The sequence below is a fragment of the Nocardioides ferulae genome (genome assembly GCF_003660455.1).
Taxonomy (GTDB): Bacteria; Actinomycetota; Actinomycetes; order Propionibacteriales; family Nocardioidaceae; genus Nocardioides; species Nocardioides ferulae.
The window spans coordinates 17,801-37,987 of the sequence record NZ_QZVR01000030.1 but is presented as its reverse complement, the minus strand read 5'-3'; the positions used below and the strand labels follow the sequence as shown (position 1 = coordinate 37,987).

At 70.4% G+C, this 20,187-nt stretch carries 20 protein-coding genes; 11 read left to right on the top strand and 9 right to left on the bottom strand.

Annotated elements, in window-relative coordinates:
- Positions 1 to 79: 79 nt before the first annotated feature.
- A complete protein-coding gene (locus tag D6B71_RS21020) occupies positions 80 to 1,879 on the bottom strand; it encodes an acyl-CoA dehydrogenase family protein (RefSeq protein WP_164519765.1) in 1,800 nt (599 codons plus the stop codon).
- Positions 1,880 to 1,950: 71 nt separating this feature from the next.
- A complete protein-coding gene (locus tag D6B71_RS21015; RefSeq protein WP_121258765.1) occupies positions 1,951 to 2,226 on the bottom strand; it encodes an acyl-CoA synthase in 276 nt (91 codons plus the stop codon).
- A gap of 132 nt (positions 2,227 to 2,358) precedes the next feature.
- Here D6B71_RS21015 and D6B71_RS21010 point away from each other — a divergent pair, with 132 nt between their 5' ends.
- Positions 2,359 to 3,552, top strand: coding sequence for an amidohydrolase family protein (locus tag D6B71_RS21010; RefSeq protein ID WP_121258764.1), 1,194 nt, complete (start codon positions 2,359 to 2,361; stop codon positions 3,550 to 3,552).
- A 115-nt stretch (positions 3,553 to 3,667) separates the two neighbouring features.
- Here the strand turns inward: D6B71_RS21010 and D6B71_RS21005 are convergent, their stop codons facing one another.
- The 4 genes from D6B71_RS21005 to D6B71_RS20990 all read right to left on the bottom strand — a co-directional run bounded on the left by D6B71_RS21005 (position 3,668) and on the right by D6B71_RS20990 (position 7,806).
- Positions 3,668 to 5,056: an MFS transporter gene (locus tag D6B71_RS21005; protein ID WP_240641621.1), complete on the bottom strand. Its 1,389-nt coding sequence runs from the start codon at positions 5,054 to 5,056 to the stop codon at positions 3,668 to 3,670.
- A 123-nt stretch (positions 5,057 to 5,179) separates the two neighbouring features.
- The gene (locus tag D6B71_RS21000; RefSeq protein ID WP_121258762.1) at positions 5,180 to 6,349 is read right to left on the bottom strand and encodes a thiolase family protein; all 1,170 of its coding nucleotides are present in this window, start codon (positions 6,347 to 6,349) and stop codon (positions 5,180 to 5,182) included.
- A complete protein-coding gene (locus D6B71_RS20995) occupies positions 6,349 to 6,864 on the bottom strand; it encodes a DoxX family protein (protein WP_121258761.1) in 516 nt (171 codons plus the stop codon). Before D6B71_RS20995 ends, D6B71_RS21000 begins: the two co-directional genes overlap by 1 nt.
- A 138-nt stretch (positions 6,865 to 7,002) precedes the next feature.
- The gene (locus D6B71_RS20990; RefSeq protein ID WP_121258760.1) at positions 7,003 to 7,806 is read right to left on the bottom strand and encodes an enoyl-CoA hydratase/isomerase family protein; all 804 of its coding nucleotides are present in this window, start codon (positions 7,804 to 7,806) and stop codon (positions 7,003 to 7,005) included.
- Between the two features lie 77 nt (positions 7,807 to 7,883).
- On the opposite strand from D6B71_RS20990, the gene D6B71_RS20985 reads away from it, so the two are divergent.
- From D6B71_RS20985 to D6B71_RS20965, 5 genes are all read left to right on the top strand, one after another.
- Entirely contained in the window at positions 7,884 to 8,615 is a 732-nt protein-coding gene (locus D6B71_RS20985; RefSeq protein WP_240641616.1) for an enoyl-CoA hydratase/isomerase family protein, read from the top strand.
- Complete coding sequence (locus tag D6B71_RS20980) at positions 8,602 to 9,711, top strand: CoA transferase (protein WP_121258758.1); 1,110 nt, start codon at positions 8,602 to 8,604, stop codon at positions 9,709 to 9,711. The genes D6B71_RS20985 and D6B71_RS20980 overlap by 14 nt, the downstream gene beginning before the upstream one ends.
- Positions 9,708 to 10,916, top strand: a complete 1,209-nt coding sequence (locus D6B71_RS20975) for an amidohydrolase family protein (protein ID WP_121258757.1) — start codon at positions 9,708 to 9,710, stop codon at positions 10,914 to 10,916. Before D6B71_RS20980 ends, D6B71_RS20975 begins: the two co-directional genes overlap by 4 nt.
- A gap of 71 nt (positions 10,917 to 10,987) precedes the next feature.
- Complete coding sequence (locus D6B71_RS20970; RefSeq protein ID WP_240641615.1) at positions 10,988 to 11,791, top strand: acyl-CoA thioesterase; 804 nt, start codon at positions 10,988 to 10,990, stop codon at positions 11,789 to 11,791.
- A 3-nt stretch (positions 11,792 to 11,794) separates the two neighbouring features.
- Positions 11,795 to 12,682 (top strand): acyl-CoA thioesterase, encoded by an 888-nt coding sequence (locus D6B71_RS20965; protein ID WP_121258755.1) that lies wholly within the window; start codon positions 11,795 to 11,797, stop codon positions 12,680 to 12,682.
- A gap of 39 nt (positions 12,683 to 12,721) precedes the next feature.
- Here the strand turns inward: D6B71_RS20965 and npdG are convergent, their stop codons facing one another.
- The 3 genes from npdG to D6B71_RS20950 are packed head-to-tail and all read right to left on the bottom strand — an operon-like array spanning position 12,722 to position 15,167.
- Positions 12,722 to 13,399 carry an NADPH-dependent F420 reductase gene (gene npdG / locus D6B71_RS20960; RefSeq protein ID WP_121258754.1) on the bottom strand — a complete coding sequence of 226 codons (678 nt, stop codon included), beginning with the start codon at positions 13,397 to 13,399 and terminating at the stop codon, positions 12,722 to 12,724.
- A complete protein-coding gene (locus D6B71_RS20955) occupies positions 13,396 to 14,448 on the bottom strand; it encodes an LLM class F420-dependent oxidoreductase (protein ID WP_206051899.1) in 1,053 nt (350 codons plus the stop codon). Before D6B71_RS20955 ends, npdG begins: the two co-directional genes overlap by 4 nt.
- The gene (locus D6B71_RS20950; RefSeq protein WP_121258753.1) at positions 14,445 to 15,167 is read right to left on the bottom strand and encodes a cysteine hydrolase family protein; all 723 of its coding nucleotides are present in this window, start codon (positions 15,165 to 15,167) and stop codon (positions 14,445 to 14,447) included. Before D6B71_RS20950 ends, D6B71_RS20955 begins: the two co-directional genes overlap by 4 nt.
- Positions 15,168 to 15,289: 122 nt before the next feature.
- Here D6B71_RS20950 and D6B71_RS20945 point away from each other — a divergent pair, with 122 nt between their 5' ends.
- Genes D6B71_RS20945 through D6B71_RS20925 form a run of 5 tightly spaced genes read left to right on the top strand, consistent with a single transcriptional unit; the run spans position 15,290 to position 20,187 of the window.
- Entirely contained in the window at positions 15,290 to 16,519 is a 1,230-nt protein-coding gene (locus D6B71_RS20945) for a CaiB/BaiF CoA transferase family protein (RefSeq protein WP_121258752.1), read from the top strand.
- Positions 16,516 to 17,430, top strand: a complete 915-nt coding sequence (locus tag D6B71_RS20940) for a VOC family protein (RefSeq protein WP_121258751.1) — start codon at positions 16,516 to 16,518, stop codon at positions 17,428 to 17,430. The genes D6B71_RS20945 and D6B71_RS20940 overlap by 4 nt, the downstream gene beginning before the upstream one ends.
- Positions 17,430 to 18,548 carry an acyl-CoA dehydrogenase family protein gene (locus D6B71_RS20935; RefSeq protein WP_121258750.1) on the top strand — a complete coding sequence of 373 codons (1,119 nt, stop codon included), beginning with the start codon at positions 17,430 to 17,432 and terminating at the stop codon, positions 18,546 to 18,548. The genes D6B71_RS20940 and D6B71_RS20935 overlap by 1 nt, the downstream gene beginning before the upstream one ends.
- The gene (locus tag D6B71_RS20930) at positions 18,545 to 19,039 is read left to right on the top strand and encodes a Zn-ribbon domain-containing OB-fold protein (RefSeq protein ID WP_206051898.1); all 495 of its coding nucleotides are present in this window, start codon (positions 18,545 to 18,547) and stop codon (positions 19,037 to 19,039) included. Before D6B71_RS20935 ends, D6B71_RS20930 begins: the two co-directional genes overlap by 4 nt.
- Entirely contained in the window at positions 19,036 to 20,187 is a 1,152-nt protein-coding gene (locus D6B71_RS20925) for a thiolase family protein (RefSeq protein WP_121258749.1), read from the top strand. The genes D6B71_RS20930 and D6B71_RS20925 overlap by 4 nt, the downstream gene beginning before the upstream one ends.

Here is a 20,187-nt window from a genome sequence, read left to right as displayed (position 1 = left end):
AAAAGAAGGGCCCCTGGCCTGCGGAGACGCAGACCAGGGGCCCTTCTTCTTCGATCGGAGCGGCGAACGATGCGAGTGACTAGCTGCCCGTGATCAGCGACCACAACTGGGCGTCGCTCGTACCTCCGAGCACGAGGTCGCCGACCTGCTGGTCCACGCGTACGGCGGCCTCCTCCGCGTCCCGCCACGCCCAGAGGCGGCCGGTGAAGTGGTGCAGGGTGTGCTCCTGGGTCAGCCCCATGGCGCCGTGCAGCTGGTGAGCCAGCGCAGCGACCCGCGTCGCCGCGCCGGCCGCCACCGATCGGGCCGCCAGGGCGGTCCCGGTCGTCGGCCGATCGAGAGCCTCACGGATCGCGGCGTAGGCGAGGTCGCGTTCGGTGGCCATCTCGGCGACGGCGTGGGCGACTGCCTGGAAGGCGATCAGCGGCTTACCGAACTGATGCCGGGTCGCCACGTGCTCGACGGTCATTGAGGTGGCGCGGTCGATGGCACCGAAGAGCGCTGCTGCTCGCAGGACCAGTCGGCGCCGGGTGTCCTCCTGCGGCTCGAGGCCGGCCGCGTCCAGGGCCTCCGGCCACACCTCGACCGGGGAGGCGTGCCGTCCGACACCGGCAGAGATCTCGGCCAGGTCGGCCAGCGTTCCGCCGTCCTCCTCGTCGGTGCTGCCCACCTCGAACCAGCCGAGATCGGTCAGGGTCCTGCGGAGGACCTCGGCGTCTGCGGACCAGGCCTCATCCAGAACGTCGTCAACCACGGGTCGCAGCTCCGGGGAGAAGGAGCGCAGGGGCCTGGCTGGGCCTTCGGACCGACCGATGATCGACCGCATGACCTCACTGGTGCCGCCGCGGATCGTCGCGGCAGGCATCGCGGTGATGCCCTGCGCCAACAGGCGATCGAGCTCCTCGTCCGAGCCGCACACGCCGGCGATCTCCCTGGCAGCCTCGACGACGTCCTGCTCGAGGAGCGTCCCCAGCAGCTTGAGCTCCGCCGCCAGGAGGGCCGACACTTGGCCTTGGTCGAGGGAGTGGGCCAGGTCGACGTTGAGTCGGCGCAGTGCCACCATCCGGGCCGCGATCGCGCCGAGACGGACGGACAGGCCTCGGTCCGAGAAGGACCGGGCGCGATCCAGCGCGGCGACGAGTAGGGGGTAGGAACTCAGGTAGCGCTCGGCACCGCCGCGCTCGAAGGCGAGGGTGTCGGCCACCTGCTGCCAGCCGTTGCCCACCTCACCGATCACGCGGTCGTCGGGCACGAAGACCGACTCGAAGATCATCTCGTTGAAGTGGCACTCGCCGCTGAGTTCGGTGATCGGACGCACGCTGAGACCGGGGGACGTCATATCGACCAGGAACTCGGTCAGGCCCTCCTTGCGGCCGCCGGCTTCGCCCGTGCGGGCCAGGAGGTAGGTGACGTCGGCCGCGTGGGCCGAGGTCGTCCAGACCTTGGTGCCGTCGATCGTCCAACCGCCCTCGACGCGTCTTGCCCGGGTTCGGATCGCTGCCAGGTCCGAGCCGGCGTCGGGCTCGGACAAACCGATGCCGCAGATCAAGGACCCTTGGCGGATACGTGGGAGGAACTCCTCCTGGAGTTTCACGCTGCCATAGCGGATGAGGGACGGGCCGATCTGGCGGTCGGCCGTCCAGTGCGCGCAGACCGGCGCGCCCACCCGGAGTAGCTCCTCGGTGAGGGCGAGCCGGGCGAGCTGGGAGGCGCCCTCGCCGAAGGGAGCGGGCCACGTCATGCCGATCCACCCCGCCGAGCCCAGCGACCGCGAGAGGTCTCGGTCGAGACCCCTCATCCAGCTGTCGAGCATCGGACGGTCGTTCCGTCCAGCCAGCAGTGCACGCACCGCGTCGCGGATCGCTTCAGCCTCGAGCACTCGAACCTCCTTAGTTGACGTCATAGTCAAGTTAACGCATCGAGTGCGCGTGCTCGCATGCTGGGCGAGGGTCACGTGTTCCGCTTGGCGCTTCCCGGATAGCCGAAGAACTTCTCGAAGTTCTCGTCGTTGATCGGCTGCCGTTGGTTGCGCGCCACGGCCTCCTCGAGGTCATCGAGCCGGGCGCGGGCAGCGGCGGCGGCCGCAGCATCGCCCGCCTGCTCGAGGCGGCGAACGAGCTCGCGTTGCTCGCGCACAGCCTCGTCGAGGCGGAAGCCGGCCTCGCCGTAAGTGAGGAGATCGTGGTCGTCCTCGTCCTCGCGCTCGACGGGTGCAGGGTCGGTCATGGCTCCTCCTAGGGTGTCGTGAAAACGGTGGATGACGAATGTGTCAACAAGGTATACCCTCTGCTGTGAGCGGGGCCACATTTCAAAGGCGCCTGACCAAAGTGCACCCCCTGGATCAACGAGGAGACCTCCATGCCGCTGCGGGACCACCACCAGATCGTCTCGGTCGACGACCACCTCATCGAGCACCCCCGCGTCTGGCAGGACCGACTGCCGGAGAAGTTCAAGGAGCGCGGGCCGCGGATCATCGAGAAGGACAACAAGCACATCTGGGTGTACGACGGTGACGTCTACCCCACGGTCGGCCTGAACGCCGTCGTCGGCAAGCCGCCGGAGGAGTGGGGCCTGGACCCGGTCCGCTACGAGGACATGATCCCCGGCTGCTACGACCCGGCGGCGCGGATCAAGGACATGGATCTCGACGGCATCCAGGCTGCCATGCTCTTCCCGTCGTTCCCCGGCTTCGGTGGCGGCGTCTTCTTCCGCGCCAAGGACAAGGAGCTCGCCCTCGCGGGCGTGAAGGCGTGGAACGACTACTACTCCGAGGAGTGGTGCAAGCCGTACCCTGACCGCTTCATCCCGCTGTGCATCGTGCCGTTCTGGGACATCGAGGAGACGGTCAGGGAGGTCCACCGCTGCGCTGCGATGGGCGCCCGGACGATCTCGTTCCCGGACAGCCCCGTGCCGATGGGGCTCCCGAGCTTCCACAACGCGCACTGGGAGCCGCTGTGGAACGCGTGCGAGGAGACCGGCATGGTCATCTCGCTCCACTTCGGATCCTCGGCCTACGTCCCCGGCTTCTCCTACTCGGCGATGCAGGCCGTGCCCGGCCAGATGTCGATGCCGGACGCCCCGTTCGCGGTCGCCATCACGCTGTTCTCGACCAACCTGATGTGGAGCACGGTCGACCTGCTGTTCTCCGGTGTGCTCCAGCGGCACCCCAAGCTCAGGTTCTCACTGGCTGAGGGCGGCATTGGCTGGATCCCCTACATCCTCGAGCGCAGCGACTTCGTGTGGGAGCGTCACCGTCACTACATGAAGAACATCGACTTCCACACCCGCCCGTCGGACCTCTTCAGGGAGCACATCTGGGGCTGCTTCATCGACGACGTCTTCGGTGTCAAGAACCTCGACCTGATCGGGCACAACAAGGCGATGCTGGAGATCGATTACCCCCACTCGGACTCGCTGTGGCCCAACAGCCGCAAGCGTGCGGCTGAGGTGCTCGAGGACCTGCCGGACGACGTCGTCACGAAGGTCACCGAGACCAACGCCCGCGAGCTGTTCAACTTCCCGCGGATCGACGGCACGACGCCGGGGCAGTGACCGGCCGTCCCGGATAGGGATCGCACGCACGGGGCCCGGCCGCATTCAGCGGCCGGGCCCCGACGCGCTTTTCGAGGCCTGGGCAGTGGACAGGGGCGCCTCGGAATCAGGGCCGTCAGCGCACTCCGTGCTCGGCAGCCTCGGTGACAGCGGTGTCTGCATCGCCCCACCGCGAGTGCGTGCCCTGCTCGTGAAGGTCGGGGATGGCCAGGGCGGCGACCGCCGCGCCGACCATCGCGACCGCCAGAACGGCAAACCCGGCGGTGTAGCCGACCTCGGCCGGGAAGCCGTCCGGGTTGATGCGCGCCGTGATGATCCCCGCCATCACCGCCGACCCGAGGGCCCCGCCGATGGTCCTGATGTTGGCGTTCATCCCGCTCGCGACGCCGGTCTGGTGTCCGGGGACGGACGAGAGCACCACGCCGGCGAGGCTGGAGAAGACCAGACCGGAGCCGATGCCCTGAAGCGTCGTACCGAGGTAGAGCTGCCAGGTCTCGTCGTGGCGGAACGCGATGATCGCGAAGGCGCCCGCCATGACGAGGGCGCCGGTCATGATCACCTGACGGGCGCCGAACCTTCTCACCAGGGGCGCTGTCCAGAAGCCGATCAGGAAGCTGGTCACTGCCGAGGGCAACAGGAGGTTTCCGGACTCGCTGATGGTGGCGTCGAACCCGTACCCGGCTTCAGGCGGCGTCTGGAGAAGTTGCGGCAGGAATCCGAACGAGGCGAACATCCCGAACCCCACGAAGGCGGCAACCAGGTTGGCGGCCCAGACGCCTCGGATCCGCATCATGCGCATGTCGATCATCGGTACCGGGACCCGTCGTTCAGTGACGACCCACGCCGCCGCGATGACGAGAGCGGCTGCGAGCAGTCCGATCGTGATCGGCGTTGCCCACCCCCACTGGTTACCCTTGCTGAGGGCGAGGAGGAGCGATGCGAGCCAGCCCGCGAGGAGCAGTGCGGGAACCAGCGGCAGGCGTGCGGGCGTCGTGACCGGCGACGGCGGAACGAACAGGCCGGTCGCCACGGCAGCTGCGACAGTCGCGATCATCGGCAGCCAGAAGAGACCGTCGTAGCCGAGGTGGTCGACGATGGGTCCGGCCGCGACGATCCCGAACCCGAACCCGACGGCCGTGAGCGACGCCAGGATGCTGACGGCGGTGGTCATCCGGTCCCGGAACTCGTCGTGGGCGATGCCGAACGCGAGGGGGAGGACGCCTCCTCCAGCGCCCTGCACGACGCGCGCGACGATCAGCCAACCGATGTCGGGCGCCAGGGCTGCCATCAGCGAACCGAGCGAGAGGGCGGTGAGGGTCACCGCGAGCATGCGCGTCTTGCCGACGACGTCGCCGATCCGGCCGAGCAACGGCGTCGCGATCGACGCAGAGAGCAGGTAGCCGGTCAGCAGCCACGTGACCGTCGCCTGGTCGGTGTCGAACTCGCGCTCCAGCTGCGAGAGGACCGGTACGACCAACGACTGCAGCAGCGCGAAGGAGGACACCGAGACCGCGAGCACGCCGAAGGTCACGACGCTGCGGACCCGGCTCTCCGCCGGCACGGCAGGATCTGCGGTCCGGACGCCGCCCTTCTCGGCCAGGTCGGGGTCGCTGGACCGCACCGCTGGTCAGTCGACCCGGATGACGACCGCGCTGCCCTGTCCGCCACCGGCGCACATCGCGGCGACGGCCGTACCGCCGCCACGGCGACGGAGTTCGTGGACGAGCGTGGTCAGCATCCTCGCCCCGGTGGCCGCCACGGGGTGCCCGAGGCTGCAGCCGCTGCCGAAGATGTTGACGCGGTCCTCGTCGATCCCGTGGGCCCGGCACGCAGCCAGCGGGACCGAGGCGAAGGCCTCGTTGATCTCCCACAGGTCGATGTCGGTGATCTCGAGGCCGGCGCGCTTGAGTACGACGGGGATCACCTCGGTCGCAGCCATGCCCGTGCGGTGCGGCGCGACGCCGACGCTCGCCCAGGCCTCCACCGTCGCCAGGGCCTCGGCGCCCTGCTCGTGCGCGATCCGGTCGGAGGCGACGACCAGGGCGGCCGCCGCGTCGTTGACGCCGGCGGCGTTCCCTGCGGTGACGCTGAAGTCAGCGATCTCCGGGTGGAGCGGCTTCAACGAGGCGAGCTTCTCGGCGTTGGTGCCCCGCTTCGGGTGCTCGTCGACCGTGAAGTCGGTCGGTCCGTCCGGTCCGGCCACGGGCACGGGGACGATCTCGCCCTCAAACACTCCGGCGTCGATCGCTGCGATCGCCCGCTCGTGCGAGCGCAGCGCCCAGGCGTCCACCTCTGCCCGCGTCAGCCCGGCCTCGACGGCGGTGTTCCACCCGGTCGAGATCGTGACGTCGTCGTCGGCGCCCTCGTAGTGGGGGAAGGTCGGCGGCATGGCCGACGTCCTCGTCTCCTGCGTGCCCGGCACGCGCCAGGTCAGTTGCGGCGACAGCGAGGTCGACATCGCGCCGCCCGCCACCAGGACCTCGTCCATGCCCGCGCGCACCGATCCGGCGGCCATGGAGACGGCAGCGAGACTTCCGGCGCAGTGGCGGTTCAGTGCCACCCCCGGCACGTGCGTCAGGCCGGCTGCGACCGCCGCGTAGCGCGCGAGGTCGCCGCCGCCGTACATGGACTCGGCGAGCAGTACGTCGTCGACGGACTCCGGCGCGAAGCCGGACCGCGCGACGGCCTCGCGCACCACGATCTCCGCGAGCTGCTCGGCGGGAGTGTCGCGAAGGGTGCCCTTGAAGGCGGTGCCGATCGGTGTGCGGACGGCGGAGACGATGACGGCCTGGGGCATCAGGATTCCTTTGTCAGTGGAGTGACGGGGCGGTAGGAGGAGAGAAGGAGTCCGGCGGAGGCGACGACGCCGAGCGCGAGGGCGCTCAGGGCCCAGCCCACGCCGGCCAGGTCGAGCCCGAGGACCTCGTCCAGTGACCAGGCGCCAGGGCCGAGGCAGGCATAGCCCAGCGCGACCATCGCGACCAGGACGGTGTATTCAGCGCCGCCCTTGAAGACGAAGTAGCCCTTGCCCCGGTGGTCGGTCAGGGTGGCCACGAGCATGAGGCCGACGAACGCCGCCGCGGTCAGTCCGCTGAACAGGCCGAGCACCATGAGAGCGCCGGCGGCCATCTCACTGAAGGCGGCGACGCGCGCATGCACGGCGGCCGGCCGGAGCCCGAGTCCTTCGAACCATCGCGTCGTGCCGGCCAGACCGCCCGCGCCGAACACCTTGTTCCAGCCGTGGGCCACGAGCATCGGGCCGAGGGCGAGCCTGAGGACGAGTGCCGCGACATCCAGGTCATGCCCAGTCATGCTGCGGCCGTTCGGTCGCCAGGGGTCGGCGGTCGGCGCAGCGATCCGGCTGCATGATCTGCTGGTGCTCGCATGGCGCCTCCTTGTGTCCTGCTTGACCGCTCGGAAGGGCAACCTTGGCCTAATCTGACACTTTCGTCAAGTCTGATCGCCGGGCTCCTTCGCTGTCGACCGGCGGTCGTCGTACGACGGCGTCCGCTTCCCGAGGAAGGCGTGCACCCCCTCAGGCCCGTCCAGCCCGGCTTGACGGCGGATGGAGAGCGCCTCGTGACGCAGGAGCGTCTCGGGCGCGGGCTCGGCGGCGTCCCGGATGAGTTGTTTGGCGGCGGCCAGTGCGGGCCCCGAGCCGGCGAGCAACGATGCGACCAGGGCGTCGACCGTCCCGGCCAGCTCGCCATCGGGTACGACGCGCGCGACGAGTCCGACCTCCCGGGCTTCGGCGGCGGTGAGCGAATCGTTGAGCAGAGCCAGGCGCAGCAGCGTGTGCAGGCCGAGGGTGTGGACGAGCAGGCTGGTGCCCCCGTCGGGGCTGAGTCCTACCTTCGTGTAGGCGAGAGTGAAGGAGGCCGACTCCGCCGCGACCACGATGTCTGCGGCAGCGGCCAACGGGAAGCCCGCGCCGGCTGCCGGGCCCTGGACGGCACTGATCACGACAGCCGGCGACCGCATCAGCTCGCTGATGAGGCGGTGCAGTCCGTCGGCCAGGTCATCGATGTAGCCGGGCATGTCGTCAGCGGCCCCGAAGGCCGCGAGATCCCCGCCCACCGAGAAGAAGCGGCCCCCGGCGCTGAGCACGATCACGCACGCGCCGTCGGCGTGGGCACGTCGGACCGCGCCGAACAGGGCCGCCACGGTCGGTTCGTTCAAGGGGTTGCCGCGATCGTGCTCGGCGAGCGTGATCCGCGCGCAGCCGCGGTCGAATTCGTAGGTCACGGAGGTCATGACCCCGCACCTTGACACAGTGGTCAAATCTTGCCGGAATCCGTCGGGTCCCCGCGCAATGCGCCATGCTCTGCGAGATGGAGATTCCCGACGACGTCCCACCCGGTCCGGCCCGGGTGCTGCTCGACGTCTTGGAGACGACGGCGGACCTGACGGTGCGCCAGGCCCTGATGGTCGAGGCCCTCGCCTACTCGACCCTGCTCGCGGGTCCCGACTTCGCCGCGTGGCGGGGGCGCACCCCCGTACGGGGAAAGCCGGAGGTCGGCCCGGATCCGGTGGTGCTCGAGCGCACCGGCGACGAGCTGCGCATCGAGTTGCACCGCCCCGACCGGCACAACGCGTTCGGTCACGCGATGCGTGACGCCCTCGTCGATGCCCTGGAGCTCGTCCGGCTCGACCCCACCATCGGCTCGGTCGAGCTGGTGGGGTCGGGTCGATCGTTCTGCTCCGGCGGTGACCTCGACGAGTTCGGCACCACGCCGGACGTCGTCACGGCGTACCTCCTCCGGATGCAGCGGCACCCGGGGCTGCTGGTCCACGAGCTGCGCGATCGCGTCCGCCCGCTCCTCCACGGCGCATGCATCGGCGCGGGGATGGAGATGCCCTCCTTCGCCACCCACGTGCGGGCCCGGCGGGACGCCTGGTTCCAGCTGCCGGAGCTGCGGATGGGGCTGATCCCCGGCGCAGGTGGAACCGTGAGCATCCCGCGGCGCATCGGGCCTGACCGGACGGCCTGGCTGGCGCTCAGCGGCGAACGCATCGACGCGACGACGGCATACGCGTGGGGGCTGGTGGATGAGCTCGTGTGAGGTGGCCGCCTGGGCCACCTCCGGCGCGATGGCCCTCTCCGGCACGCCGACGGGACCTCCGTTGGTCGCGCCGGGTCAGCCGGCGTCGACGGTCGCCGCCCACCTGGCTGCCCTGGGCATCGATCGGCCGGGGGTGCTAGCGGAACGGGCAGCGCACGCGGGCCTCGGCCCCAACGCGCCGTGGTCGTGCGGCGGCGCGATGCGGATCCTTCCCGCCAGCGATGGAGAGAGCCTTGCGCTCTCGTTGCCACGGCCCGAGGACCGGTCGCTCATCCCGGCGCTCGTCGAGGATGACGTCATCGAGGAGTGGACGGCGGTGGCGGACTGGCTCGCCAGGACGAGCGGGGAGGATGCCGAGGCCCGGGTGCACTTGCTGGGTCTGGCCGGTGGCCTCGTGAGGCACCGGCCGGCGCCACCGATCCCTGCGATGACGACGAGACCGGATCTGCGCGGGGCGCTCGTGGTGGACCTCACCGCCCTGTGGGCGGGACCCCTGTGCGGCGCGCTCCTGGGCGAGCTCGGTGCGCAGGTCATCAAGGTCGAGTCGCGCCAGCGTCCCGACGGCGCCCGCAGCGGCCCGCCTGCGTTCTTCCAGAGCCTCAACGGGGCCAAGCGACAGGTTCAGATCGACCTGCGCACGGAGCTCCACGAGCTGCGCTCACTCGTCGCATCCGCCGACCTGGTGCTGGAGTCCTCGCGTCCGCGAGCACTACGACACCTCGGCCTCGATGCGGAGGAGGTGGTGGCGTCAGGGACGAGCTGGCTGTCGATCACCGCCCGCGGACGCGCGTCCGACACGATCGGGTTCGGGGACGACGTCGCGGCGTGCGCCGGCCTCGTCGGCCGCTCGGACGGTGCCCTGGTCCCCGTCGGGGACGCCCTCGCCGACCCCCTGACGGGCGTGCTCGCGACCACCCTGGCCGGCGCCGCTCTCACCGGACCGACGGCCACCCTGGTCGATGTCTCGATGCTCGATGCCAGCGCCTCCACGCTCGGCCCGACCGAGTCCCACGAGATGGAGCGGACCGGCGACGGATGGCAGGTCACCTGCGCCCACGGGACATTTCCGGTGACACCCCCGGGGCTGACGCGATGATCCTGCACGACGTCGAGGTCGAGGGCCGGCGCGTCGACGTCCGGATCAGCGGCGGCCGGATCGCCGAGATCGCGGACCGCCTGGCGGACGACGGCGTGGACGACGTCGACGGGTACGGCGGGGCTCTCCTGCCTGGTCTCCACGACCACCACGTCCATCTCCTCGCCACCGCGGCGGCCCGCGCCTCCGTGGACTGCAGCGCAACCCTGGAACCCCTGCGAGACCTCGTCGGCGAGGGGTGGATCCGTGGAACGGGTGCCGCCGAGTCGGTGGACCGCCACGTCCTCGACGGCCTGGTTCCCGAGCGTCCGGCGCGGGTCCAGCACCGCAGCGGGGCGTTGTGGATGCTCAATTCCGCAGCGCTCCGGGCCGTCGCCCACGTCCTCGACGACTCGGCCGACGTGGAGCGAGGCCCCGACGGCGAGCCCACCGGTCGACTCTGGCGCTACGACGAGCGCCTCCGTCCGGCACTACCCGACGCCGTACCGGATCTGACGGAGCTCGGCGAGGAACTCCTGGGCTACGGCATCACCAGCGTCACCGAGGCGACTCCAGGGCTCACCGCGCTTCCCGGGCCGCTGCCTGTCGGCGTCACGTTTCTCGGGCGACGCAAGCTCCTGCTGCGCGACCACGACCTGCCCTCCTTCGACGACTTCGCCACGACGATCTCGGAGACGCACGCGGAGGGCCTGCCCGTCGCGGTCCACTGCGTCACGCGGGAGTCCTTGCTGCTCACGCTCGCGGTCCTGGACGAGGTCGGTCGCCTGCCGGGGGACCGCATCGAGCACGCGTCCGTGGTGCCGGATCCTGGCCTGCTCCAGGACCTGCACGTCGTCACCCAGCCGGCGTTCGTCACTACGCGGGGCGACTCCTACCGCCGCGACGTTGACCCCGATGACCTCCCGCACCTCTACCGGTACGCAAGCCTGCTCGAGGCGGGTGTCGCCACCTACCCCAGCAGCGACGCGCCGTACGGCCCGCTGGATCCCTGGGAGGTCATCGTGGCCGCCGCGTCGCGGGACCTCGGCCCGACGGAGCGAGTGACACCCCGGGTGGCCCTGGCCGGCTACCTGACCGATGCCCGCTTCCGTCCGCGTCGGATCGCGGTGGGTGCACCGGCGGACGTCGTACTGCTGGAGTGTTCGCTCGAGGAGGCGCTCGCTGCCCCGGATAGCGGGTTTGTCCGGCACACCTGGACAAGTTGACAATAACGTCAACTAAGATGCTGGGCCTATCGCCGGACGCCATCCGGCAGGACCCGAGAGAGGTGCCTCCCGTGAGCGCGCGAGCCCAGACCATCCTTGACCTGCTCGAGCTCGAGCGGATCGATCGCGACCTGTTCCGGGCGTGCGCCACGACCGGGGAGTCGGTGTCGCTGTACGGCGGGCAGGTCGCGGCGCAGGCCCTTCGAGCGGCAGGGCTCACCGTCGATCCGCGTTGTCGCCCGCACTCGTTGCACGGCTACTTCCTGCGGAAGGGGGACTCGGCGGCACCCACCGTGTTCCAGGTCCACCGGGATCGTGACGGCCGATCCTTCCAGGCCCGCCGCGTGGTCGCCCTGCAGGACGGCGAGGTCATCTTCAGCATGGCAGCGTCGTTCCAGGACGCGGACGAGGAGTCAGCCGTCAGTCAGGTCGAGCCAGCGCCCGTCCTCAGCGGTCCCGAGGGTCCGGTGTACGACGACTTCCTCTTCCTGGTCTCCACCGAGGTCCGCGTGCCGGAGCAGCCCCATCCGTCGGCCCTGTGGCCGACCCGGGCGTGGGTCCGGTTCACCGTCGACCTGCCGGAGGACCCCCTGCTCCACGCCTGCCTGCTGGCCTATCTCTCCGACATGACCACCGGCAACCTGCCCTCCGCCGACGGGGCGCGCCCCGGCCCCAGCATCGACCACGCGGTCTGGTTCCACGCTGCAGCGGACATGGCCCGCTGGACCCTGGTCGACTGTCATCCCCGGGCGGCCGGCGGCGGTCGCGGCTGGTATGTCGGCTCCGTCTTCGACGACGCGGGAGGTCTCCTGGCGAGCCTCGCGCAGGAGAGCCTGCTCCGCGTGCAGCCTGCCGCGCCTGGAACGGGGGAGTGAGCCGTGACCCAGCAGCAGTCACCGCAGCGCGGCGACGCCACAGCGCCCTCGATCTCCGAGATCGTCGCGGTCGAGCAGACCGGCGAATTCCGATTCCGCGGCGGGATCGCCGGGCGGGCGCCGAGACGGACCTTTGGTGGGGAGGTCGCCGGGCAGGCGGTCCTGGCCGCGTCCCGCACGGTGCAGGACCGTGACATCCACTCCGCCCACATGCACTTCCTGCGACCGGGCGACGCGTCGCGGCCGGTCGATCTCCTGGTCGAGGAGACCCGCGACGGAGGGTCGTTCAGTGCCCGGCGCGTCCAGGTCGTCCAGGGCGGTCAGGTCATCTTCACGATGACCGCCTCGTTCCAGGGCGCCGAGGTCGGCCTCGAGCACCAGGTCCCCGACGTCGACGCTCCCGGTCCGTCGCAGACGCTGCCGCCCGAGGTGATGTTCGCTGACGACCCGGAGGACCTCGCCTGGATCCAGGCCTTCTCCGCATCATTGGACCTCGAGGTCAGGTTCCCCGAGATGCCGGTCCGCGCATCAGCGGGGCGCGGACTGCGGGTGCCGCCCCGACAGCGGATGTGGCTGCGGGCGCGGCGCGCTGTGGGCACATCCCGGGCCGAGCAGGCCGCGTCGCTGGCCTATGTCTCGGACGTGATGCTCCTGTCGACGGCCCTCGGGCCGCACGGGCTCTCCTACCACGACCACAACGTGCAGTTCGCCACCATCGACCACACCGTCTGGTTCCACTCGCCGCTGCGGGTCGACGACTGGTTCCTCTACGAGCAGGAGTCCCGGTGGGCTGCCGGCGGCCGGGCCCTCAGTCGGGGCGAGATCTTCGACCGGCGCGGGCGGCTCTGTGCGACGACGATGCAGGAGGGCCTCCTGCGGGTTCGTCGGTGACGGCCCTCAGCACAGCGGCCCTGCTCAGATGTCGGTGACTCAGATGTCGGTGACCCGGATGCCGGCGTGCGCCTTGTAGCGTCGGTTGACGCTGATCAGGTTGGCGGTGAGGGCCTCGACCTGACGCGCGTTGCGCAACCTGCCGCCGTAGACACCGCGGACGCCGGGGATGGTCGCCGCGAGCTCCTGGATCACGTCCGTCGCCTCGCGGACGTCGCCGACGACGAGGACGTCGGTGTCGACGGAGGCGACCTCGGGATCCTCGAGCGTGACGGCACTGACGTTGTGGAAGGCGCCCACGACGGTGGACTCCGTCAGGATCGACTGGGCCTGCTGTGCCGCGGATCCTTCCTCGACGTGAAGCACGTAGGCGCCCTGCTTGTCGAAGCCGAGCGGGTTGACGCAGTCGACGACGACCTTGCCGCGGAGCGATGGCGCGAGCTCCTTGAGGAGCTCGCCGTGGCCGTCCCAGGGCACGGCGATGACGACGATGTCGCCGGCCTCGGCCGCGCCGACGTTGTCGCTCCCGGTCAGGTCGCCTCCCACCGCATCGCGCAGCGCCGTCGCCGTCGTGGCGGCCCGCTCGGCGCTGCGACTTCCGATCACCACCCGCAGTCCGGCTGCGGCGAATCGACCGGCGAGGCCGCGTCCCTGCGGCCCCGTGCCGCCGAGGACGGCGATCGTCTTCCCGTTCAGTGACGTCGGCAGGTCGGTCATGAGGCGTACTCCTTCAGGGATGCGATGTCCTTCACGCGGTGCTCGTGCGTGGTGGCGAGGGGGGTGGCGTTGATCGTGGTCACGCCGGCAGCCGCGAAGGCGGTGACGCGTTCGGCGACCCAGCCGGGGGAGCCGACCAGGGCGACGCCCTCGACCAGACCTGCCGGCACTGCTGCAGCCGCCTCGGTCCGCTTTCCCGCGAGGAACAGGTCCTGGATCTCGCGGGCAGCGTCGGAGAACCCGAAGCGACCAGCGAGGTCGTTGTAGAAGTTCTTGCCCCGTGCACCCATGCCGCCGATGTAGAGCGCCAGGTGCTCACGGACCTGCTGCTCGCCTGCGGCCTTCTCGGCCGGGTCGTCGGTGATGAGGACCTTGGTGTCGACCGTGATGTCGAGCGGTGCCAGGTCTCCCGATCGCTTCGCGCGGCCCGCGGCCAGGGCGTCGCCGAACGCGGCGTCAGCCCGCTCGGGCAGGAAGAAGATGGGCTCCCACGCATCGAACAACTCGGCTGCGAGCTCCACGTTCTTCGGACCGAGCGCCGCCAGCATCAGGGGGATCTGCTGCCGGACCGGGTGGTTGATGAGCTTGAGCGGCTTGCCCAGCCCGCTGCCGCCGCGCTCGGGCGACAGCGGCACGTCGTAGTACTTGCCGTTGAACGCGACGGGCTCGCGCCGCCAGACCTTCCGGCAGATCTCGGCGATCTCACGGGTGCGGCCGAGCGGGGCGTCGTACGGAAGGCCGTGGAACCCCTCCACCACCTGGGGGCCGGACGCTCCGATGCCGAGGATGAAGCGGCCCCCGGAGACGTAATCGAGACCGGCGGCGGTCATGGCGAGGAGCGTGGGGGTGCGCGAGTAGATGTTGAGGATGCTGGTGCAGAGCTCGAGGCGCTCGGTCTTCGCCGCGATGTAGCCGAGCTGGCTCACCGCGTCGAAGGAGTAGGCCTCAGGAAGGAGTACGACGTCCAGCCCGACGTCCTCGTAGGTCCGCAGCCCCTCGACCGTCTCGATGAACCCGCCGGCGTAGGACAGCGGCATGCCGATCTTCACAGCTGCCCCCGCAGGGCGCGCAGGACCTCGTCGCTGATGGTCACGGCGCCCATCAGGGGAAAGAACTCCTCGATCCGTCGGGCGTGGGATTCGGCGGAGGAGCCGGCTGTGCAGTCGGTCGGCAGGACCACGCGGTAGCCGCGGTTGACCGCCTCCAGTGCGCCGCCGGTGAGCGCGACATCGGTCGAGACCCCCGTGAGGATCACGGTCTCGATCCCTTCCGCACGAAGGATCGGGTCGAGGTCGGTTCCGTGGAACGGCGTCAGTCCGTGCACGCGCGTGATGACGACGTCCCGGTCATCGACGGTCAGGCCCGGGGTGAGTGCCACCTCTTCCGTGCCCGTGGTGAACGACCAGCGGTGCAGGAGGGACATGAGCGGGCTGTTGCGGCCCGTCCCGATCCGGTCGGCTCGCGGCACGATCAACGACCAGATGACCAGTACGTCGAGCTCTCTTGCGGTCCGCACCAGCCGGTCGATCCGGTCCGTGACGGACCGGGAGGCGACCTGCTCGGCCAGGCCGGGCAGCTGGCTCATGGTCGGGTCGACGATCCCGCGCTGCATCTCCGAGACGATGATCGCGGCCCGGTGATCGGAGCCGAGGCCCGGAATCGGCGTTCGTGGTCGGGGCAGCGTCATGCCCACCTCTTCTCGATGTCGTTGGCCCGCGCCTGCCATGCGACTCAGAGCGGCGTCGCCTGCGGAACGTACCGACGGCATGACGCAACCGTCAACCCGCGATTCACGTGTGGAAACACGGCTTTCCGGCTACTACTTGGCACTTTCGTCAAGATACATTAGTGTCCGAACTCACGTCCCCGAACCAGAGAGCTGAGCCCGCCATGACAGAGGAAGCCGTGCCCACTCCCGTCCTCGACGGCATCAAGGTGGTCGAGCTGGCCGCCTGGACCTTCGTCCCCACCGCAGGCGCCGTCCTGGCCGACTGGGGTGCCGACGTGATCAAGCTGGAGCACCCGCAGACCGGCGACCCGCAGCGGGCGCTGATCAACTCGGGCATGGTTCCGGGCGCCGGCCAGATCAACCACTTCGTCGAGCAGCCCAACCGCGGCAAGCGCAGCGTCGGCCTGGACGTCGCCAACCCCAAGGGCAAGGAGATCCTCCTCAAGCTCCTGGAGAACGCCGACGTCTTCATCACCAACCTGCTCCCGGACTCGCGCCGCAGGCTCGGAATCGAGCCGGAGGACCTCCGCGCCGTGAACCCCAAGCTCATCTACGCACGCGGTCACGGCTACGGCTCGAAGGGCGACGAGGCCGAGCGCGGTGCCTTCGACCTCGCCGCCTACTGGTCGCGCGGCGGTGTCGGCGACGCCTACTCGCCGCTGGACGGCGGCTACCCGCCGCCGCAGCGCCCCGCCTTCGGCGACCTCTTCGGGGGCTTTGCCATCGCCTCGGGTGTCGCCGCCGCTCTGTTCAAGCGCGAGCGCACCGGGGAGCCCAGCACGGTGGACGTGTCGCTGCTCGCGCTGGGGATGTGGCAGACCGCGACCGACGTGGTCGCCGCCGGTGTCACCGGCCAGCCGATGCCGAAGTTCGACCTCAGCGAGATGCCGAACCCGGTCACGAACTTCTACCGCACCCAGGACGGCCGCTTCCTGGCGTTCTCGCTCCTCCAGGCGGACCGGTTCTGGGGAGACTTCTGCGCGCGGATCGACCGGAGCGACCTGGTGACCGACGAGCGGTACGCCACCGCGCCGGTGCGCTTCCAGAACCGTGCCGCGTGTATCGCGGAGCTGCGGGCGACCTTCGAGTCGCACGACCTCGAGCACTGGAAGAAGGCCTTCGCCGACTTCGACGGCGTCTGGGACGTCGTGCAGAACTCTGCCGAGCTTCACCAGGACCCCGCCGTCCTGGCCAACGGCTACCTGCCCCGACTGACGGACAACGCCGGCAACGAGTTCGCGGTCGTCGACAGCCCGGTGCAGTTCGACGAGCGCCCCAACGCCAAGCTGCGCGCCCCTGAGCACGGCGAGCACACCGAGCTCGTCCTGACCGAGGCCGGCTACTCCTGGGATGACCTGCCGGCACTGAAGGAGTCCGGAGCCATCCTGTGACGATCCAGTCCGCCGCACGACCGGATCTCGCCCTGGTGCACGCGGTGCTGCACTGCAACGTCAACACCCTGCACCTGGCCGAGGCGGGCGCGTTTTGGACGGCGCTCGGTCTGCGGGAGCGGATGCGCTCGCACTCCGACGACACGGATGCGCGTCCGCTCGGCCTGGTGGACCACACCGTCAGTGACACCGTCTTCCACTGGGACGAGCGTGGCCCCCGGGCAGCGCCGGCGGTCGAACTGGTGGCGTGGTACGAGCCGATCACGCAGGCGCGCGTCGTACCGTCCGACCATGACGGCCGGGTGACCGGCTTCCATGCGGTCGGGATCCGCGCGGCGGAGCCCGCGGACCTCGTTCCGGAGGCTGGCCTTCGTGAGGAGGTGGTCGTCCAGGGCCGGCGCGTGCCGGCGCTGCTCCTCACCGACCCCGACGGAGATCCCGTCGAGGTCGTCCAGGTGGATCTGGGGACGGTCGACGAGCCGGCGGGAGGCAAGTTCTCCCACGTCCGGCTCGTCAGCACCGACCTCGCCGCGACCGCGGCCTGGTACGCGTGCCTGGGGTTCGAGGTCGTGCCCGGTCCGGCCGGCACCCTCAGCCTGCGGCTGCCCGAGGACCCGACGTTCTCCCTCGAGTTCACCGAGGACCGCACTGCAATGCGCCACCCCTGGCAGGCCAACACCCAGGGCTTGTACCGCATCGCGCTCGCCGTCGAGGACGTCCACGACGCCCATCGCTCGCTCGTCGACCAAGGGCTCGCTGTTCCCGACCCGGTGTGGATCCCGATGGCGGACACCCCCACGGGCGGCTTCACCATCGTGGTGCTCTCCGATCCGGACGGCGCTGTGGTGGAGCTCGTCGAGCGGCCTCGCGCCGAGGTCCGCCGGCCCCTGCTGCCGCGCGGGGACGGCTGATGGCGACCGACACCTCCGAGCGCGCGGAGCTGGCCGCCCTCCTCCGCGGTCTGTTCGAGAAGCACGCGACCGACGCCGACCTCCGGCGGGCGATGGAGTCGCCCGCCGGTTACGACGACGACCTGTGGCGGCTGCTCTCGGACGAGGTCGGGCTGCCGGGCCTGATCGTCCCCGAGGAGTACGGCGGAGCCGGTGCCGGGCCTGCGGAGCTGGCTGTCGTGATGGTGGAGCTCGGCCGCTCGCTCGCCTGCGTCCCCTACCTGTCCACGTCGGTCCTCGGTGTCCGCGCGCTCGTCCTCTCCCAGGAGGCTGAGATCTGTGCACGCTGGTTGCCGGGCGTCGCGGACGGCACCGCGCGCATCGCCGTGGTGCTGGCCGACGAGCGCCGCCCTTCGGCGGAGGTCTCGCTGACCGCCATTGAGACGGGTAGCGGCTGGACGGTGTCCGGCGTCGCGTCCCACGTCCTCGACGGCGCCGCCGCCCAGGCAGTGATCACCGCGGCTCGCCACGGCGACGGGGTGAGCCTCTTCCTGGTGGAGACGGAGCACGCCGGCGTCCGGGCGAACGAGCGTCGTACCTCTGATCAGACGCGGCGGCTCGCGTCGGTCTCGTTCGACGCAGCGCCCGCCCGGCTCCTCGCCGAGGACGGTCCGGCGGTGCTCGGTCGCCTCATCGACGAGGCCAGTGCAGCGCTCGCCCACGAGCAGGTGGGAGGAGCCGCGGCCGCCCTCGACATGGCGGTCGACTACGCCCGCACGCGGCACCAGTTCGGCCGCCCGATCGGGTCGTTCCAGGCGGTGAAGCACCGCTGCGCCGACATGCTCGTCCGGCTCGAGGGTGCTCGATCGGCTGCCTGGGCAGCGACCCGCGCTGTCACCTCGCAGAGCGACGACCTCCCGCTCGTGGCGACCATCGCCCGGCTCGTGTGTGGCGACGCCTACGTCACCAACGCCTCCGACAACGTCCAGGTCCACGGCGGGATCGGGTTCACCTGGGAGCACCCGGCCCACCTGCACGTCAAGCGCTCCCGCGGCTCGGCGGTGCTCCTCGGATCGTCCGCCGAGCACCTGCGCGCCCTGACCCAACAAGTACCCCTGCTGACAGGAGACCCGAAGTGACTGCCGCCAACGCAACCGCGATCGACCCCGAGGCGGTCCCGATCGCCGAGGACCTGTTCACCTGGCCGGCCGAGGAGCCGGCGCTGATCGGTGGCAAGGCCTCGGACGGCAGCGTCGTCTTCCCCTATCGGGCCAGCCGCCTGGTGGCGGGCAAGCGTGAGGAGCTGGAGAAGATCGAGCTGCCGCGCCGCGGCGCGCTGTGGACCTTCACCAGCCAGGTCTTCCGGCCCACCTCCCCGCCCTACGCCGGCGAGGACGACGCGAAGTCGTTCCAGCCCTACACCGTGGGCTACGTCGAGCTGCCGGGTGGCCTGCGGATCGAGGGCCGGCTCACCGAGCCGGACCCGGAGAAGCTCACCATCGGTCAGGAGATGGAGGTCGTGGTGCTGCCGTTCGCCCATGACGCCGAGGGCAAGCAGACCGTGACCTACGCCTTCCGCCCCGTGGACGGCACACCCGCCCCCAAGCAGACCAAGGAGCAGGCTCGATGAGCACGTCAGGCGACATCGCGATCATCGGCGTCGGGCTGCACCCGTTCGGCCGCTACGACGGCAAGTCCGCGCTGCAGATGGGTGAGGACGCCGTCATCGAGGCCCTCGGTGATGCCGGCGTTTCGTGGGACAAGGTCGACACCCTGTGGGCCTCCTCGATGGAGGTCAAGAACCCCGAGGCCATCACCGGCCTGCTCGGCCTGACCGGCATCCCGGCCCGCTCGACCTTCACCGGCTGCGCCTCCGGCGGCAACACCCTCGCGCAGGCGGCCAACTCCCTGCGCCTCGGTGACGCGAACGTCGCCGTCGCGGTCGGGCTCGACAAGCACCCGCGTGGTGCCTTCTCCGACCACCCGTCGGTCTCCGGGCTGCCCGACTGGTACGGAGACCTCGGCCTCTTCCTCACGACGCACTTCTTCGGCATGAAGATCACCCGCTACATACACGACTTCGGGATCAGCCACGAGACCCTCGCCCGGGTGGCCTCCAAGGCCTTCGGCAACGGCTCGCGCAACCCGCACGCCTGGCGCAACAAGCCGCTCAGCGTGGAGGAGGTGCTCGCCTCGCCGGTGCTGAACTGGCCGCTGCGCCAGTACATGTACTGCGGGCCCGACGAGGGCGCAGCCGCCGCCGTACTCGTGCGGGCCGAGGATGCCAACAAGTACACCGACACCCCGATCTACCTCCGGGCCTCGACCCTGTTCTCCCGGCGCGACGGCGCCTTCGAGCTCCTGTCGCCGTCGCTGCCGAGCACCGGCGAGCAGAGCCCGACGGTCTACGCGTCGAAGGCTGCCTACGAGCAGGCCGGCATCGGTCCGGAGGACGTCGACGTCATCCAGCTGCAGGACACCGACGCCGGCTCGGAGGTCATCCACATGGCCGAGAACGGGTTCTGTGCCGATGGCGACCAGGAGAAGCTCATCGCGGAGGGCGCGACCGAGATCGGCGGCTCCATGCCGGTCAACACCGACGGCGGCCTGCTCGCCAACGGTGAGCCGGTCGGCGCGTCCGGCCTGCGCCAGATCTACGAGATCGCCAACCAGCTGCGGGGCCGCTGCGGCGAGCGTCAGCTCGACGACCCGAAGGTGGGCTACGCGCACCTGTACGGCGCCCCCGGCACGGCGGCCGTCACGATCCTCTCGGTCTGA